Below are 15178 nucleotides of genomic sequence, written 5' to 3'. Positions count from 1 at the left end.
CGACTCGACCTGCTCGACCGTCAACTCATCAGCACACAGTCACATCAACGACGAACAGTGCCATCAGTCACCCCAGATGCGGTTGCAGTACTAGGACCCCGGCACCCCGCCGCCGGAACGAGGAAGGGCAGGCCGGGAGCGCTGCCCGGCCTGCCCGTCGCCTCACGGAGTCGTCGGTGTCTACTCGGCGTTTCCGTAGGGCTTCGTGATCAGCTCCATGGCGTGCCCGGACGGGTCCATGAAGTAGATGCCGCGGCCGCCGTGGTTGTGGTTGATCTCCCCGACGATCTTCCTGTGGGGATCGGCGTAGTACGTGATCCCCTCCTCCTGGATGCGCGCGTAGGCCGCGTCGAACACGTCGTCGGAGACGAGGAACGCGTAGTGCTGCGTGGTGATCGACTCCGCCGGGACGGTGGCGTAGTCCAGGGTGACCCCGTTGCCGGTGTTCACTGGGATGAACGGGCCTGTCCGGGCGCCGACTTCGAGACCCAGGAGACCGGCGAGGAAGGTGGCCGATTCCTGGTCGTTCAGGGAATGGACGATGGTGTGGTTCAGCTCGACTGACATGTGTGGAATGCCTCCGTTGGACATCTCACGGCACCTCCATGCCTCACCCGGACGGTGACCGGCACGCGATGCTGTGCGTGATCCTAGGCGGGCGGCGTTCGCGTGGGCGAGGCGTATTCCGGGGGCGTGGCTTTTCGGCCAAGGAACGTCCGATTCCGCCCAACTGACCGTGGGTAAGCGGGAGTTCGGGAGGCGTCTCGGCTGGTCAGGGCCCGACGTACTCGTACACGCCTCCCCGCGGGTGGCGCAGTACGGCGCGGTGGCCGTTGGGGGTGGGCTGTGCGGGCATCACCACGGTGGCCCCGGCCGCCACCGCCTCCCCGACCGCCGCGTCCAGGCCGGCTACGCGCTGGCGGGCGATCACCACGGTCCGTCCGCTCGGTCGGTAGGGTCGGCGGCGAACCGGGACCGGGGAGGCGACGGGATGTGTGTCGTGACGGCGGCGATGCGAGAGGACTCCGTCGCGCGGTTCCTGCGCGCGTATCCGCGGGTGGAGCAGGTCGCGTACGACCACCCCGCGCTCGCGGGCTGCGCGGAGGTCGACTGGTCCGCGGTCCCCGAGTGCCCGGCCGGGGTTCCGTACCTGCTGCGGGGGCTTCTCGACGAGGCCGCCGGTCCGGAGGCCGTGAGGCAGGTGGGGGACGCCATGATGAGCGGCCCGCTGCACCTCGGCGCGGGGGCGCCGGCCGTCCTGCCGTACCTGATCCGGCTGGCGGCCGTCCCCGGTCTCGCGGTGCGCGAGGACCTGTTCGGCCTGCTGGTGTTCGCCGCACTGATGGCCGAGCCCGACGACGGCGAAGCGGACGACGAGGACCACGCACCGCCGTCCGGCTTCGACCGCGACCGCCGGGAGCGCGCGGCCTGCCGGACCGTCTTCGCGGCCCACGCCCCCGACCTGCGCGCGCTGCTCGCGGACCCCGGTCTCCCGGCCGGCCTGATCGGCGACGACGACCGCGCGTACCTGCTGCGGGCTGTGGAGTGGGAGGAGCGGGAGACGGCACCGCGATCCGAGGCTTGACCTCATGCTCGACTTCACACTTGACCTCAAGTTTGGTCGAGGTCTCATGATCGAGCCATGAATGAGACCACGGACACGACCGAACTCCGGGACCACATCGAGATCAGCCACCTCATCAGCGGTTTCTTCCGCGCCCTGGACGAGCAGACGTTCGAGGAGGGCTGGGCGGAGGCCTACTTCACCGACGACGTACGGATGACGACGCCGCTCGGCGTGGCCGAGGGCGCCGAAGCCGTACGGCACATGGAGGAGTCCGTCGGCCGGTTCGCCGCCACCCTCCACATGTCCTCCGACGTCCTCGTCCGGACCGCACCGGGCGCCCGGACCGCCGACGTCTCCTGGAACGCCCATATGACGCACCTCCACCTCGACTCCACGCTCTGGGCGCGGGGCGAGGGCGCCGACTCCCGCTTCACCGTGGGCGGCGTCTACGAGGGGACGTTCCGGCGCACCGACCGCGGCTGGCGCATCGGCGACCTGTCCGTGCGCGCCGTCTGGACCTCGGGGCAGCCGCCCGTCCTGCCCGAGGAGACCGCCGCCCGCGTCGCGGAACTGACCGGCGCCGGCCGGTCCTGACCCCCGGGGGACCCGCTACGCCGCCGAACCCGCCGCCTCGGGCTCCGGGGACGCTTCCGGGGCGGCGTCGCCGGTCCGGTCGCCCCGACGCCCGCGGCGGTACGCGACGACCCAGGCCGTGAGCAGCAGCAGGGACGCGCCCGCCGCCGCCAGGCCCGCGCGCAGGCCCGGCGGCCGGAAGGAACACGTCAGGCTCGTCGCGGCCGGGTCCGCCGGGGCGGCGACCAGGCCCGCGTACGCGCCGGCCGGGCGACCGCCGCAGGTCCAGCCGGGGATGCGGGGCGCGGACAGGACGAGCGTGCCGGTGGTGCCCGGGCGGAGAGTGGCGCGGACACCGGTGCCGGTGACCTCGACCGCCGTCGGCGCCGTGGCGCGCAGCGCCGTCACCGCCGCCCGCAGCCGGGCGTGGTCCAGGCAGGCGACCTGCCCGCCCGGCCCGCCGCCCTCGACGCGCGGGCCCGCGACCCGCTGCACGCCGAGCGAGGTGAGCGCGGCGCGCCGCTTGGGCAGGCCGCCGCGCAGTTCGACGGTGCGCGTGCCGAGGCGGGCCGGGCCCGTGCGGTCGGGCGCCCACAGGAACACCTCGGTGCCCACCCGGCACGCCCCGGTCGCCGGGGCCGGCGGCTCGTAGACGCGGGCGCCCAGCAGGAGTTCCTGGTTGCGGAACGGCGAGGCGCCGAAGCGGGGGGCCGGGCCCGCGGGCCGTACCGTCACCAGCGGCGGCACCGGACCCGTACGCACCACTGCACCGTCCCGCCAGCGCGCGCCGACCGCGAACAGCGCGTCGGTCACCGGGTTGTCGAGGCTCTGCAGATTGCGGCCCCGCGAGGTCCAGCCGGCGCCGAGCGCGGCCATGGTGCGGGTGAGGACGTCGGGTGTGAGGCTGCTGTAGTACGCGCCGCCCTGGCCGCCGACGGACATCGGCTCGTTGCCGGTGACCTGGGGGCGGCCGGAGTCCGTTCGGTACGCGGGCCAGCCGTCCGCGTCCGTGAGGGCGGCGGCCCGGCGGGTGTCGGCGGCGTTCCAGGGACGGTAGTCGTCGAGGCGGGCGAGCCGCTCCTTGTCGCCCCAGGCCGTCGTGGCGGCGGCCTGCGCCACCAGGACGGCGGGCAGCAGGGCGAGCACGGCCACGCGCGCGTACGTACGGGAAACGCCACCGGCGGACGTGTACGGGAGGACGAAGACGGACAGCAGGCCCGCCGCGAACAGCGCCCAGCCCACCACCGTCGCCTCCCCGCTGCCCAGCGCGGCGAGCGCCAGGGCCGCGACCAGCGTGGCGCCGCCGAGGAGCGAACGACGGTCCGGCAGACCGTCCGCCAGTGCCGCCCACGCCGCGATGACGAGGACGCCCGCGAGGACGAAGGTCTGGCGGTACGGGCTGCCGTTCGGGGTGGTGAAGACGTGCCACACCAGATGCGTCGGCGTCCACTGGAGCGACAGCGCGACCCCCGCCACCAGGCACGGCCACCGCCACCGGCGGCGGAACACCAGCGAGGCCGCGAGGACCGGGACCAGCGTGGCGACGAACAGCGCCGGGGTCGAGAAGCCGTACGTGGCGGGCAGCAGCCGCGCCGCCAGGTCCGCGCCGCCCGCCGGGGCGAACTCCCGTACGAGACCTGGGTAGGCCGACCGCGTCCCCAGGAACACCGGGACCAGGACCGGCGCCGCCAGACCGATGCCGAGCAGCACGGTCGCCGCGCCGCGCAGCACCACCCGCCGGTCCGGCGCCAGGACGAGGAGGACGAGCGCGGCGCCGAGGGTGGCCATGTACGCGGTGTAGAAGTTGGCGGTCCAGCACAGCGCCACGACCAGCGGCCCGAGCAGGGGCCGCCGCCGCTCCCGTACCCACACTCCGCCCACCAGGCAGAGCAGCGGGAACGCGATCAGGCCGTCCAGCCACATCGGGTTGTAGACGGCCTCCAGGATCGCCCAGCCGCACAGCCCGTACGCGGCGCCGAGCAGCCCCGCACCCCACCGCTGCCACCCCGCGCGCGTACCCGCTTCCCCCGCCGGTCCCGCCGCCGGCCCTTGGGCCGGGGGAATCAGCCGGGGAAGGACGTAGGCCATGGCGGCGGCGGCCGTCGCCATCTTCAAGAGGGTGACCGCGTAAAGGGCGTATTCCAGATCGGCGCGCGGCGCGAGGGCGACGAGCGGGGCGAACGGGCTGGTCAGATACGTTCCGAGGTCCGGCAGGAAGCTGGTGCCCCAGCCGGACTGCCAGTTCAGCAGCACACCGCCGTCGGCGCGGCCGTGCAGCAGGTCCCACAGGCGGGCGTGGAACGGCAGGAACTGGTTGGCCAGGTCGTTGACCGAGCGGTGGTGGCGGCCGAAGGGGAACGTCGTGGCGACGGCGTCCCCGGCGCAGACGGCGAGGACGGTGAGCAGCCCGGCGCACAGCGGCACCCGGCCCCGCGCGCCGAAGCCCGGGCCGGCGCCCCGTCCCCCGCGGGCATCGCGGCCGGTCAGCGGAATCCTGATCTTCATCGTGAGACGAATATGGCAGGGAGAATGCTGAAATAGGCCGCCCCGCCGGGCAGTTCACGCAATGGTCGCCTGCCCTTCACCGAGCGAATCCGACATCGACACACGGGCCCGTTGAGGTGTCCAGCGTGCTGCTCTCGATCGTGGTCCCGTGCTTCAACGAAGAAGAGATCATCGGTCGTTTCCACGACCAGGTGACTCAGGAACTCGCCCGCCTCGGCGGTGATTCCGCTTGCGATTTCGAAATCGTCTATGTCGACGACGGAAGCCGCGACCGGACCCTTCCGCTTCTGGAGGAGATCGCCGCCGGCGACCCCCGGGCGCGCTATGTCTCCTTCAGCCGCAACTTCGGCAAGGAGGCCGCCATGCTGGCGGGCCTGCGCCACGCCGGCGGCGACGCCGTCGTCATCATGGACGCCGACCTCCAGCACCCACCGGAGCTGGTGCACCGCATGCTGGAGCTGCACAGAGAGGGATACGACCAGGTCATCGCCCGTCGTACGCGCACCGGCGACCGGGTGACCCGCACCCTGACCGCCCGCCTCTACTACTGGGCGATCAACCGGCTCGTCGACGTGGAACTCGTCGACGGCGTCGGAGACTTCCGGCTGCTGTCCCGCCGCACCGTCGACTCCATTCTCGAACTGACCGAATACAACCGCTTCTCCAAGGGCCTGTTCGCCTGGGTCGGATTCCGGACGACGACCTTCGCGTACGAGAATGCGGTGCGTGACCAGGGCACCTCCAAGTGGACCTTCGGGAAACTGCTCAACTACGGTCTCGACGGCCTTCTCTCCTTCAACAACAAACCGCTGCGGGCCGCCGTCTATCTCGGAATGGCCCTGGTCGCGGTGGCTTTCGCCTATGCCGCCTGGATCGTGGGTGTCGCCCTGGTGAACGGCGTGGACACTCCCGGTTATGTGACCCTCCTCGTGACGGTCACGGCGCTCGCCGGCGTCCAGATGGTCATGCTGGGTCTGGTGGGCGAGTACGTCGGCCGTATCTACTACGAGGTGAAGCGGCGCCCGCACTATCTGGTGCAGGCGACGAACACGGCCGTCCCGCCGGCGCGGCGCGGCGAGCAGGGCGCGGCGAAGAACCGTGCGGAGGAGTTGGCGCGCCGATGACGACGGCCTGGCAGGTGGTGCGCTTCGCCCTGGTCGGCGCCGTGAACACCGGGACGTACTACGGGCTCTACCTCCTGCTCGACCGGTGGCTGCCGTACCTCGCCGCGCACGTCGCCGCGTTCGCGCTGTCCATGGTCGGCTCCTTCTTCCTCACCACGTACGTCACCTACCGCACCCGCCCCACCTGGCGGAAGTTCCTGCTCTTCCCGCTGACCAACGCCGCGAACTTCGTCATCACGACGGCCGGCGTGTACGTCCTCGTCGAGTGGGCGGGCGTCGACGGGCGCTGGGCCCCGCTGCTCGCCGCCGCGGCCGCGATCCCGGTGACGTTCCTCGTCTCCCGGACGATCATGCTGCGACCCGACACCCCCCGAACGCGTGGGTCGTTGACCGAAGCGACCACCGGATCGTCCGGATCGGCTGAATCGAGCCAGGCAGTCGGCGCCAAGTAGTGGCCCGGGCCACGCCGACTGCCTACCATCGATCACCGCACGGTCGTTCCAACTGACGCACGACCCACGCCGGGAGGCTCCTTTGCACCGCCGCACAGCGCTCTCCGTCTCCGCCGCCGTCCTGATCGCCGCGGCCCCGCTGCTCACCGCCTGCGGGAGCGACGCCCATCCGGGGGCCGCGGCCGTCGTCGGCGGACAGCGGATCGAGGTCTCCAGCGTCCAGTCCGAGGTCAAGGACGTCCGGACCGCCCAGGCCGCGTCGCCCCAGTCGGCGCAGCTGATCAAGGCGACCGGCGACCTCACCCGGCAGAAGCTGCACGGCATGATCTTCGACCGGGTGGTGGCGAAGGTCGCCCGCGACAACGGGGTCACCGCCACCCGCGCCGAGATCCAGCAGGCGCGCGCGGCCTTCGTGCAGCAGAGCGGCGGCGAGGAGCAGCTGGCGGCCGCGCTGCTCCAGCAGCAGAGCGTGGCACCGGACCAGATCGACGACGTCGCCCGCCGCGCCGTCCTCATGGACAAGATCGCGGCGAAGCTCGGGGCCACCAACAGCCCCGAGGGGCAGCAGCGGCTGACCGAGGCGTTCAGCCGGGCGTCGAAGGAACTGCGGATCGACGTGAACCCGCGCTTCGGCGCCTGGGACAACGACAAGATCACGCTCGCCACGTACAGCGCGCCGTGGCTGCGGCAGATGAGCGGCGGCGCCGAAGCCGGTGGCGCCGCGGTGGAGAGCGGGAGCTGAGGGCCGAGGGCCGGCGGGAGCGGGGCACGGGGCGGGGGCGGGGCGCCCGGGCGCGGTAGGTTCGAGGAGTGAACGCTGAGAACCCCGGCCGTGTCGTCCTGCTCACCGCCAGCCACCGGGTGGCGCCCGGACTGCTGTCCTGGCCCGCCTGGCAGGCGCTGCACGCGGCCGACCGGGTGCTGTGCCCCGACGCGGACCACCCCCAGCTGCCGTACCTGCGCGAGGCCGGCGTCACCGTCGAGCTCGGGCGGCCCTCTGCGGCCGACCTCGTCGAGGCGTGCGCCGGCGGCCGGACCGTCGTCTACCTGCCCTCGGGCGAGGGCGACGGGGCGCTGACCGACGGCCTCGCGCGGATGGCCGGCTCCGGCCGGTACGCCATGCCCGACCTGGAGCTCCTGCCCGGCTCGTACGACCTGCCCGGCGCCCGGCTGCTCGACCTCGTCCAGGTCATGGACCGCATCCGGCGCGAGTGCCCGTGGTCCTCGCGGCAGACCCACGAGGGCCTCGCGAAGTACGGCATCGAGGAGATGTACGAACTCGTCGAGGCCATCGAGGACGGCGACCGCGAAGAGCTCCGCGAGGAACTCGGCGACGTGCTGCTCCAGGTCGTCTTCCACGCGCGGATCGCCGAGGAGGACGACGAGGCGCCGTTCTCGGTGGACGACGTGGCCGGGACGATCGTGGCCAAGCTGATCAACCGCCACCCGCACGTCTTCGGCGACGCGACCGCCGAGACCCCGGAGGACGTACGGGCCCAGTGGCTGCGGGCCAAGGCCGTCGAGAAGCGGCGCGAGTCCGTCACCGACGGCGTGCCGGTCGGCCAGCCGGGCCTCGCGCTCGCCGCGAAGCTCGCGAGCCGCGTCCGGACGGCCGGCCTCGACGTGCCCCCGCCGGCCGGCGACGGCATCGGCTACGAACTCCTCGCCCTCGCCGTCCGCGCGGAAGCCGCCGGCGTCGACCCCGAATCCGCCCTCCGCGCCGCCGGCCGCCTCTACCGCGACGCGATCCGCGCGGCGGAGGGCCTGGAGGAGACCGGGGCCTGAGCCCGGGGGCCCAGCGGCGCGCGTCGGACCTTCGACGGAGTACCTGCCGCGCCGCAGGGTGCCGATGGAGGGGACGATGTCCGCCATCCCGCCGGGATCAGCCCGCCGTCGGGGGCCGGTCCCCACGGAAGGCGAGCTGGTGGCCCAGCTCCCGGAAACCGAGGGCGGCGGCGACGGCCCGCGAGGCGGGGACCCGGGCGCGCCACTGGGGGAGCAGGTCGTGGGCGAGGGCATGGCGGACCGCGGCCGACGCGGTCGTACGGGCGAGGCCCAGGCCCCGCGAGCCGGGCGCGGTCAGAACGCTCAGGTGCGCCGCCGCACCGGGCCACCGCCGGTACCCGGCCGCCGCCACGACCCGCTCGCCGGACCGGACGACGAACGCCGGTGAGCCGATCTCGTCCAGGGCCGCCTCACCGGCGTCCCCCGTCCCGGCTGCCTCGGCGAGCGCGGCCACGTCCGGGTGCGCGGCGTCCAGTTCGGTCACCCGAGGCCCGGCGGACACCGCCGGGCGGAAGCCGTCGGCCGCGACATAGGCGAGGGCCGCGGGCCCGAGGAACTCGGAGACCGGGAGCACCGCCCGTACCGCCGCCCGTACCGCCGCCGGGTCCGTCAGCCGCTCGGCGGACAGCGCGGCCACGGCGGTACGGATCCGGGCGGCCGTCTCCTCGTCCGGGGCCGTCACGAGGGCGGCCCCGCCCAGGACCACCACGCCGGCCCAGCCGGGCGGACAGAACGCCGACCCGGGCGAGGCCACGACGGCCACCTCACCGGCCGCACCGAACTCGACTGGTTCGGCGGCCAGTTGTCGCCAGACATCGCGCGCTCTGGTCAGCAGGGGAGGGGCGGAATCGAGGGACATGCGGCCGATCGTGTCAGTAGCGCCCCCTCCCGCGCGCCCGGTTTCCCGTCCGCCCGGAGGGGCCAGTCCACTGTCGGCGCGCCCTTGGAACGTCCTCCGAACGTCCTCAGAACGCTCGCGGCGCGCGTGCGTCCGGGTTGTGCCACTGGAGCGCGGGACGGGCCATCCGGCGCTCGGAGAGGGACCGGGCGCGGGTGGGGGCAGGCTCGGACACCGGGGTGACGGGCGGCAGGCGGTCGTGGAACACCCGCGTCGGGTCGGTGCCCAGCGCCGCCAGGATCGCCGAGACCTGGGTCAGGAAGTCGGGCGGCCCGGCCAGGTAGGCGTCATGGGCCGACCAGTTGACCCCCGACCGCAGCGCCTGGAACAGCCGCTCCGTCGCCTGCCCGCGCGGCGCGCGCGGAGCCGCGGTGATGTAGGTGACGCGCAGCCCGGGTATCAGCTCGGCCAGCCGCTCCGCGTCCGCCCGCCCGTACAGGTACTCACGGGTGCGGGCGACGACGAACAGCCGCCCCTCGAAACCCGGTTCGTCCGCCGCGGCCTCTTCGAGCAGCGCCCGGATCGGCGCCCAGCCCGTGCCCGCCGCGATGAAGGTGCGCGGCTTGCCGGGCGGGGTACGGGCGGTGAGCGCGCCGCTCGGCGCGGACAGCCGCACCGTCTCGCCCGTCCGGAGCCGGTCGGACAACGCGGTGCTCATCACCCCGCCCTCGACCCGCCCGATGTGCAGGTCCACCGTGCCGTCCGGACGCGGCGCGTTGGCGAGCGAGTAGGTCCGCCAGACCAGCGGCACATGGGGCGTGCTGAGGCTCGTGTACTGCCCCGGCAGGTACGGGAAGGGCGTCCGGGGGCGCAGCGTCAGCAGTGTCAGATCCGGCCCGTACCGCTCGTGCCGCACCACGTCGGCGTCCCACCAGGCCGGCTGCCCCGCGTCGGCGGACCGCGCGGCGCCGGCCTGCATCAGGTCGGCGACCAGCCCGTACGCCTCCGTCCACGCCTTCTCCGCCTCCATCGTCCAGGCGGCGCCGGTCGCGTGCGCGAACGCGGCGAGCAGGCTGGTGCCGACCGCGCTGTAGAGCGCGGGCGTCGCCAGGAACTTCCGGTGGTCGCGGCCCAGCTGGCCGAGGTACTCCGCGAGCCCCGGGTCCTCCAGGTGTGTCACCACATGGGTCAGCGCGGCGAACAACCGGTCTCTCTGTGGCGCCATGTCGGCCGGGAACAGCTCGCGGACCCGCGGGTTGTTCCAGAACAGGTGCGAGTAGAAGTAGGTGACAGCGTGCTCCGCCCGTCTCTCGACGACCGCGAACGTGCTTTTGAGTAGCTGGGCATCCACTTGAAGAGATCTAAGCACCTCGCCGGCCGGCCGAGTGCCCCACCCCGCGCCTGGGGAGTGTGACGCGGAACGTCACACCGCCGGGGCCCCGAAGAAGTCGGCGAGCACGGGGGCCAGGACCTGCGGCGCTATCGCGTGCTCCTCACCGGGGAACACGCGCAGGGTGAAGTTGTCGCCCGCCTCGGCCAGTTCGCGCGCGCCGGTCAGGATGTGCGGCGCGCCCTGGTCGCCGCTGCCGACGAGCACCGGCACGGTCACCGACGCCCAGCGGTCGACCGGCAGCGGGTGCCCGGACATGGTGTCGCCCATGACCCGGCCGTCGTAGGAGATGGTGTGCGCGACGGCCTCCATGCTCGCCCAGAACGGGGCCTGGCGCATGCCCGCGACGAACTCGGCGGGCACGCCGACCGCCGCCGTCATGAAGTACTCCACCGCGTCCCCGTAGGCCTCGCGGCCGATCAGCTCCGTCAGGTGCGCCACGTAGTCCGCGGGCAGCGGCGGGCGGCTGCCGTCGGTGACGAACGGCGGCTCGTACAGCGCGAGTCGGGTCACGGCGCCGCCGATCCGGGCCGTGGCCTCCAGGGCGAGGACGGCACCGGACGACATGCCGAAGAGCGCGGCGGAGCCGCCGGCCGGGCCCTGGATCAGCGCCTCCAGGTCCTCGGACTCCCGCGCCGGCTCGTACGGCGCGGTGTCGCCGCTGTCGCCGCGGCCCCGGCGGTCGTATGTGATCACGGTGAAGCGCTCGGCGAGCAGCCCGGCCAGCTCGGCGGACTCGGCGCCGGTCATCAGGGCCCCGCCGACCAGCACGACGGCCGGGCCGGCGCCGCGGGTCTCGTAGGCGATCGCGGTGCCGTCGGCGGAAACGACCTTGTGCACGGTCATGGGAGAGCCCCTTCCCCAGAGTTCGTTCGAAACTCGATCTCGATCACGATCAGGTACTGGACCGTACAGTACTCACCTGAGTACTGGTCAGTCCAGTACTCTTTCGGGTGAGCACTTCCGACGGGGACGGAGAGCAGAGAGAGAAGGGGACGGACATGGACAGCCGCTCGGCACTCAAGCACCAGTCGATCCTGGAGGCGGCGACCTCGGTATTCCTGTCCAAGGGATACGCGGGGACGAGCATGGACGACATCGCGAAACTGGCCGCGGTCTCCAAGCAGACCGTCTACAAGCACTTCGCCGACAAGGACACGCTGTTCGCCGAGATCGTCCTGGCGACCGCCGACGGCGTCGACGCGATGATCGGCGCGGCGGCCGAGTTCCACACCGGTGCCGCTCCGGGGGGCACCGACGGAACCGGCGGCGAGGACGGCCTGGAGGAGAGCCTGACCCGGCTCGCCCAGAGCTTCGTCGGCACCCTCACCCAGGACCGCGTCCTCCAGCTGCGCCGCCTGATCATCGCCAACGCCGACCAGTTCCCCGAGCTGGGCGCGAGCTGGTACGAGCGCGGCTTCGAGCGGGTGCTCGACGGCCTCGCCGAGAGCTTCCGGCGGCTCGCCGCCGAGGGGCGGCTCACCGTCCCGGACCCCACGCTCGCCGCGCACCACTTCGCCGGGCTGCTGCTCTGGATCCCGGTCAACGCGGCCATGTTCCACGGCTCCGCCCAGCACACCGACGCCGATCTGGACCGGTACGCGAAGGAAGGGGTGCGGGTCTTCCTCGCCGCCTACCGCTGACCGGGTCCGCTGACCGGGTCCGCTGACCGGGCCCGCCGGCCAGGCCCGCTGACCCGGTCCGCCGGCCAGGTCCGTCCCCCGGGTCACCGACGGGCCCCGGTGGTGCCCGGCTGGGTGCCTTGTACGGTCGGAACATGAGCACACCCCCCGCCCCCGAGCTGTTCACCTGGGAGTTCGCCACCGATCCGTACCCGGCGTACGCCTGGCTGCGCGAGCACGCGCCCGTACACCGGGCGACGCTGCCCAGCGGGGTGGAGGCATGGCTCGTGACGCGGTACGCGGACGCCCGTCAGGCGCTCGCCGACCAGCGGCTGTCGAAGAACCCGGCGCACCACGACGAGCCCGCGCACGCCAAGGGAAAGACCGGCATCCCGGGCGAGCGCAAGGCCGAGCTGATGACGCATCTGCTCAACATCGACCCGCCGGACCACACCCGGCTGCGCCGCCTCGTCTCCAAGGCGTTCACCCCGCGCCGCGTCGCCGAGTTCGCCCCGCGCGTCCAGGAACTCACCGACCGGCTCATCGACGGCTTCGCGGAGCGGGGCAGCGCGGACCTCATCCACGAGTTCGCGTTCCCGCTGCCGATCTACGCGATCTGCGACCTGCTCGGCGTCCCGCGCGAGGACCAGGACGACTTCCGCGACTGGGCCGGGATGATGATCCGGCACGGCGGCGGCCCGCGCGGCGGGGTCGCCCGCTCCGTGAAGAAGATGCGCGGCTACCTCGCCGAGCTCATCCACAAGAAGAGGGGAGAGCCGGGCGACGATCTGATCTCCGGGCTCATCCGGGCCTCGGACCACGGCGAGCACCTCACCGAGAACGAGGCCGCCGCCATGGCCTTCATCCTTCTCTTCGCCGGCTTCGAGACCACCGTCAACCTCATCGGCAACGGCGTCTACGCGCTGCTGCGTGAGCCCGGGCAGCGCACCCGGCTCCAGGACGCGCTCGCCGCGGGGGAGCGGGGCCTGCTGGAGACCGGGATCGAGGAGCTGCTGCGGTACGACGGGCCGGTGGAGATGGCGACCTGGCGGTTCGCCACCCGGCCGCTGACCATCGGCGGGCAGGAGATCCCGGCCGGCGACCCGGTCCTCGTCGTCCTGGCGGCCGCCGACCGCGACCCCGCCCGCTTCGACCGGCCGGACACCCTGGACCTCGCCCGGCGCGACAACCAGCACCTGGGGTACGGGCACGGCATCCACTACTGCCTGGGCGCGCCGCTGGCCCGCCTGGAGGGGCAGGCGGCGCTCGCGACGCTCCTGACCCGGCTGCCGGACCTCCGGCTCGGCGCCGATCCGGCCGAACTGCGATGGCGCGGCGGGCTCATCATGCGTGGCCTGCGGACCCTGCCGGTGGAGTTCACTCCCGCCCCTCGGGTCCACGGCAACTGACGCTGCGTCAGAAATGTGATGTTCACGTGATCCGGGGTGCATCGACTTGTGACGCCCGTTCGAATGCGGCTACGTTCACCCGCAAGTCTCACCCGTAAGTCCACGTCGTCACGCGAAAGGCCCTCCGCATGCGCTCCGGGAACGGACGTCACCGTCGCCCCCGTCAGGCCCCCGCCATCGTCGTCGCCGCGGGAGTGACCGGATCGGCCCTGGCGCTGCCCCTGCTCGCCACGGGCTCCGCCTCCGCCGCCGACGCCCAGACCTGGGACCGGGTCGCCGAGTGCGAGTCGGGCGGCGCGTGGAGCGCCAACTTCGGCAACGGTCTCTACGGCGGCCTGCAGTTCACCCAGGACGGCTGGGAACGGCACGGCGGCCTCGCCTACGCGCCCAGCGCCGACCTGGCCAGCCGGGCCCAGCAGATCTCCGTCGCCGAGAAGGCGTTCGCCGCCGGTGACACCCAGTGGGACACCTGCGCCCCGATCGCCGGCCTCACGCACGACGGCAAGGCACCCGCCGTCGACCCGGGCTCCGGCGCACGCCCCTCGGCGTCGCACCGGCCCGTCGTCGAGTCGAGCCGTACCGACGGCCTGCCGACCGAGGCCCGCGGCGACAAGAAGAGCGACCGCGGACAGAACGGCAACGGCCAGGAAGACCGCGGGCAGTCCGACGGGGACCAGGGCGACCGGGGCCGGTTCGGCACCGGCCTGGGGCAGCCCGGGTACGAGCAGAACGGCAACGGCCAGAACGGCAACGGTCAGGGCGGCGACGGGCAGGGGTACGGTCCGACCGCGCCCGGCTGGTCCGCGGACCCGAACCCGGGCGCGACGACCGGCCCGGCCGCGCCCGACGCCTCCGTCACCCCGACCACCCCGGCGGCGCCCGCCACCCCGACGAGCCCGGCCGTGCCGAGCATCTCCATCGCCCCGGCGCCGACCGGCCTCCTCGCCATCCCCGGCGTCCTCCTGCCCGGCACGCCGGCCGTCCCGAGCACGCCCGTGACCCCCGCGGTCCCGGCGACCCCCGACGTCTCCACGACGCCGTCCACGCCCGGGTCGACCGCCCCCGGCACCGGCCAGGACCGGGGTCAGGAGGAGAGCCGGAAGCAGGGCCAGGGCAATGCCAAGGGCAAGCACCGGGGTGACGCCGCGCCAGAAGAGACGGGCAACTCGGACATCGCGCACGAATCCGGGCGTCACGCCGGGACTCCGGCCGACGCCGCGGGCAAGGGGGAGACTCGCCCCGCCGACGGCAAGGTCGCGGCCGGAAATTCGGTCACAGCGGACAAGGCGGACGAATACATCGTTAGGTCGGGGGACAGTCTGGCGGATATCGCGCGCCGCACCGGCCTCTCCGGTGGCTGGTCCGCGCTCTATGACGCCAACAAGAAGGCCCTCGGCTCCGACCCCGACCTCATCGTTCCTGGTCAGAGCCTCAGCCTGGGTGACCGGGACGCCTTGTCCGACAAGTAGTCAGCGGTCGGTCGCGACCTGAATGTCCGTTATGGCGCAGTGAGACATGGATCTCTCTTGCCGAATGGGCGTGTGACGACCGGGACGCGTGATCGAATCGCCCCTCACCTGCATAAACACCCCCTGACGGAGTGCAAGTAGGGGCGATTTTTCCGGGTTGATGGGCTTTGATCTTCTCCCGGGTCTGTGTCTACGGTCGTGACCGCTCGCCACAGCGGGCCCCGTCGGGCGGTACGCCGAATCCTGCCGCCGGCCGATGGGAACAGTCGTCGCGACAAGCGCCGAAGGCAGGAGCGGGGGACCCAAGGTACGTGCCGGTCCCGGCCGTTGAGACAGACGGCCGAACGACCGGCTTGGGGTGAAGCCGCGTGCAAGGACACGCGGCCGGACAACTCACAGGTCCGAACCCGACAGCTCACCTCGTAGGCGTCGGTGAGGAGAATC

The 15178-nt window shown here is 73.0% G+C and carries 15 protein-coding genes and 1 riboswitch; of the genes, 9 read left to right on the top strand and 6 right to left on the bottom strand.

All coding sequences use genetic code 11. The features are described 5' to 3' along the window. Positions 1–180: 180 nt before the first annotated feature. Together ABZ693_RS25750 and ABZ693_RS25745 are read right to left on the bottom strand one after the other, a co-directional pair. Positions 181–567 (bottom strand): VOC family protein, encoded by a 387-nt coding sequence (locus tag ABZ693_RS25750; protein ID WP_359881625.1) that lies wholly within the window; start codon positions 565–567, stop codon positions 181–183. A 205-nt stretch (positions 568–772) separates the two neighbouring features. Beyond that, positions 773–934 (bottom strand): hypothetical protein, encoded by a 162-nt coding sequence (locus ABZ693_RS25745; protein WP_359881623.1) that lies wholly within the window; start codon positions 932–934, stop codon positions 773–775. A gap of 57 nt (positions 935–991) precedes the next feature. Between ABZ693_RS25745 and ABZ693_RS25740 the strand changes: the two genes are divergently transcribed. Together ABZ693_RS25740 and ABZ693_RS25735 are read left to right on the top strand one after the other, a co-directional pair. Next, on the top strand, positions 992–1585 hold the full coding sequence (locus ABZ693_RS25740; RefSeq protein WP_359881621.1) for a hypothetical protein: 594 nt from the start codon (positions 992–994) through the stop codon (positions 1583–1585). A 57-nt stretch (positions 1586–1642) separates the two neighbouring features. Then, positions 1643–2161 carry a nuclear transport factor 2 family protein gene (locus ABZ693_RS25735; protein ID WP_359881618.1) on the top strand — a complete coding sequence of 173 codons (519 nt, stop codon included), beginning with the start codon at positions 1643–1645 and terminating at the stop codon, positions 2159–2161. 15 nt (positions 2162–2176) lie between these two features. Here ABZ693_RS25735 and ABZ693_RS25730 read toward each other — a convergent pair whose 3' ends face one another. Continuing rightward, positions 2177–4645: a YfhO family protein gene (locus ABZ693_RS25730; protein WP_359881615.1), complete on the bottom strand. Its 2469-nt coding sequence runs from the start codon at positions 4643–4645 to the stop codon at positions 2177–2179. Between the two features lie 125 nt (positions 4646–4770). Between ABZ693_RS25730 and ABZ693_RS25725 the strand changes: the two genes are divergently transcribed. The 4 genes from ABZ693_RS25725 to ABZ693_RS25710 all read left to right on the top strand — a co-directional run bounded on the left by ABZ693_RS25725 (position 4771) and on the right by ABZ693_RS25710 (position 8006). Then, positions 4771–5769 (top strand): glycosyltransferase family 2 protein, encoded by a 999-nt coding sequence (locus ABZ693_RS25725; protein ID WP_359881614.1) that lies wholly within the window; start codon positions 4771–4773, stop codon positions 5767–5769. Next, the gene (locus ABZ693_RS25720; RefSeq protein WP_359881612.1) at positions 5766–6221 is read left to right on the top strand and encodes a GtrA family protein; all 456 of its coding nucleotides are present in this window, start codon (positions 5766–5768) and stop codon (positions 6219–6221) included. The genes ABZ693_RS25725 and ABZ693_RS25720 overlap by 4 nt, the downstream gene beginning before the upstream one ends. Before the next feature lie 82 nt (positions 6222–6303). After that, complete coding sequence (locus ABZ693_RS25715) at positions 6304–6963, top strand: SurA N-terminal domain-containing protein (protein ID WP_359881610.1); 660 nt, start codon at positions 6304–6306, stop codon at positions 6961–6963. 68 nt (positions 6964–7031) lie between these two features. Next, a complete protein-coding gene (locus tag ABZ693_RS25710; protein WP_359881608.1) occupies positions 7032–8006 on the top strand; it encodes a nucleoside triphosphate pyrophosphohydrolase in 975 nt (324 codons plus the stop codon). A 97-nt stretch (positions 8007–8103) separates the two neighbouring features. On the opposite strand, the gene ABZ693_RS25705 is transcribed toward ABZ693_RS25710, so the two are convergent. The 3 genes from ABZ693_RS25705 to ABZ693_RS25695 all read right to left on the bottom strand — a co-directional run bounded on the left by ABZ693_RS25705 (position 8104) and on the right by ABZ693_RS25695 (position 11074). Next, positions 8104–8865, bottom strand: a complete 762-nt coding sequence (locus ABZ693_RS25705) for a GNAT family N-acetyltransferase (protein WP_359881605.1) — start codon at positions 8863–8865, stop codon at positions 8104–8106. 106 nt (positions 8866–8971) lie between these two features. Beyond that, a complete protein-coding gene (locus ABZ693_RS25700) occupies positions 8972–10195 on the bottom strand; it encodes a globin domain-containing protein (protein WP_359881602.1) in 1224 nt (407 codons plus the stop codon). A gap of 72 nt (positions 10196–10267) precedes the next feature. Continuing rightward, positions 10268–11074 carry an alpha/beta fold hydrolase gene (locus ABZ693_RS25695; protein WP_359881643.1) on the bottom strand — a complete coding sequence of 269 codons (807 nt, stop codon included), beginning with the start codon at positions 11072–11074 and terminating at the stop codon, positions 10268–10270. Between the two features lie 161 nt (positions 11075–11235). Here ABZ693_RS25695 and ABZ693_RS25690 point away from each other — a divergent pair, with 161 nt between their 5' ends. The 3 genes from ABZ693_RS25690 (at position 11236) to ABZ693_RS25680 (ending at position 14734) form a co-directional block, all read left to right on the top strand. Beyond that, positions 11236–11877 (top strand): TetR/AcrR family transcriptional regulator, encoded by a 642-nt coding sequence (locus ABZ693_RS25690; protein WP_359881601.1) that lies wholly within the window; start codon positions 11236–11238, stop codon positions 11875–11877. A gap of 134 nt (positions 11878–12011) precedes the next feature. After that, positions 12012–13265, top strand: coding sequence for a cytochrome P450 family protein (locus ABZ693_RS25685; RefSeq protein ID WP_359881599.1), 1254 nt, complete (start codon positions 12012–12014; stop codon positions 13263–13265). Between the two features lie 128 nt (positions 13266–13393). Next, the gene (locus ABZ693_RS25680) at positions 13394–14734 is read left to right on the top strand and encodes a transglycosylase family protein (protein ID WP_359881598.1); all 1341 of its coding nucleotides are present in this window, start codon (positions 13394–13396) and stop codon (positions 14732–14734) included. Between the two features lie 269 nt (positions 14735–15003). After that, positions 15004–15178, top strand: a riboswitch (cyclic di-AMP (ydaO/yuaA leader).

The sequence above is a fragment of the Streptomyces laurentii genome, assembly GCF_040635425.1.
Lineage (GTDB): Bacteria > Actinomycetota > Actinomycetes > Streptomycetales > Streptomycetaceae > Streptomyces > Streptomyces laurentii.
Note: the sequence above shows the minus strand (reverse complement) of the source record. Positions and strands in the feature narration are given on the sequence as shown.

Excerpts from the sequence above, each read along its gene's own strand:
- ABZ693_RS25750 (WP_359881625.1), bottom strand. The coding sequence starts at position 567 with ATGTCAGTCGAGCTGAACCACACCATCGTCCATTCCCTGAACGACCAG.
- ABZ693_RS25740 (WP_359881621.1), top strand. The coding sequence starts at position 992 with ATGTGTGTCGTGACGGCGGCGATGCGAGAGGACTCCGTCGCGCGGTTC.
- ABZ693_RS25735 (WP_359881618.1), top strand. The coding sequence starts at position 1,643 with ATGAATGAGACCACGGACACGACCGAACTCCGGGACCACATCGAGATC.
- ABZ693_RS25730 (WP_359881615.1), bottom strand. The coding sequence starts at position 4,645 with ATGAAGATCAGGATTCCGCTGACCGGCCGCGATGCCCGCGGGGGACGG.
- ABZ693_RS25720 (WP_359881612.1), top strand. The coding sequence starts at position 5,766 with ATGACGACGGCCTGGCAGGTGGTGCGCTTCGCCCTGGTCGGCGCCGTG.
- ABZ693_RS25705 (WP_359881605.1), bottom strand. The coding sequence starts at position 8,865 with ATGTCCCTCGATTCCGCCCCTCCCCTGCTGACCAGAGCGCGCGATGTC.
- ABZ693_RS25690 (WP_359881601.1), top strand. The coding sequence starts at position 11,236 with ATGGACAGCCGCTCGGCACTCAAGCACCAGTCGATCCTGGAGGCGGCG.
- ABZ693_RS25685 (WP_359881599.1), top strand. The coding sequence starts at position 12,012 with ATGAGCACACCCCCCGCCCCCGAGCTGTTCACCTGGGAGTTCGCCACC.
- ABZ693_RS25680 (WP_359881598.1), top strand. The coding sequence starts at position 13,394 with ATGCGCTCCGGGAACGGACGTCACCGTCGCCCCCGTCAGGCCCCCGCC.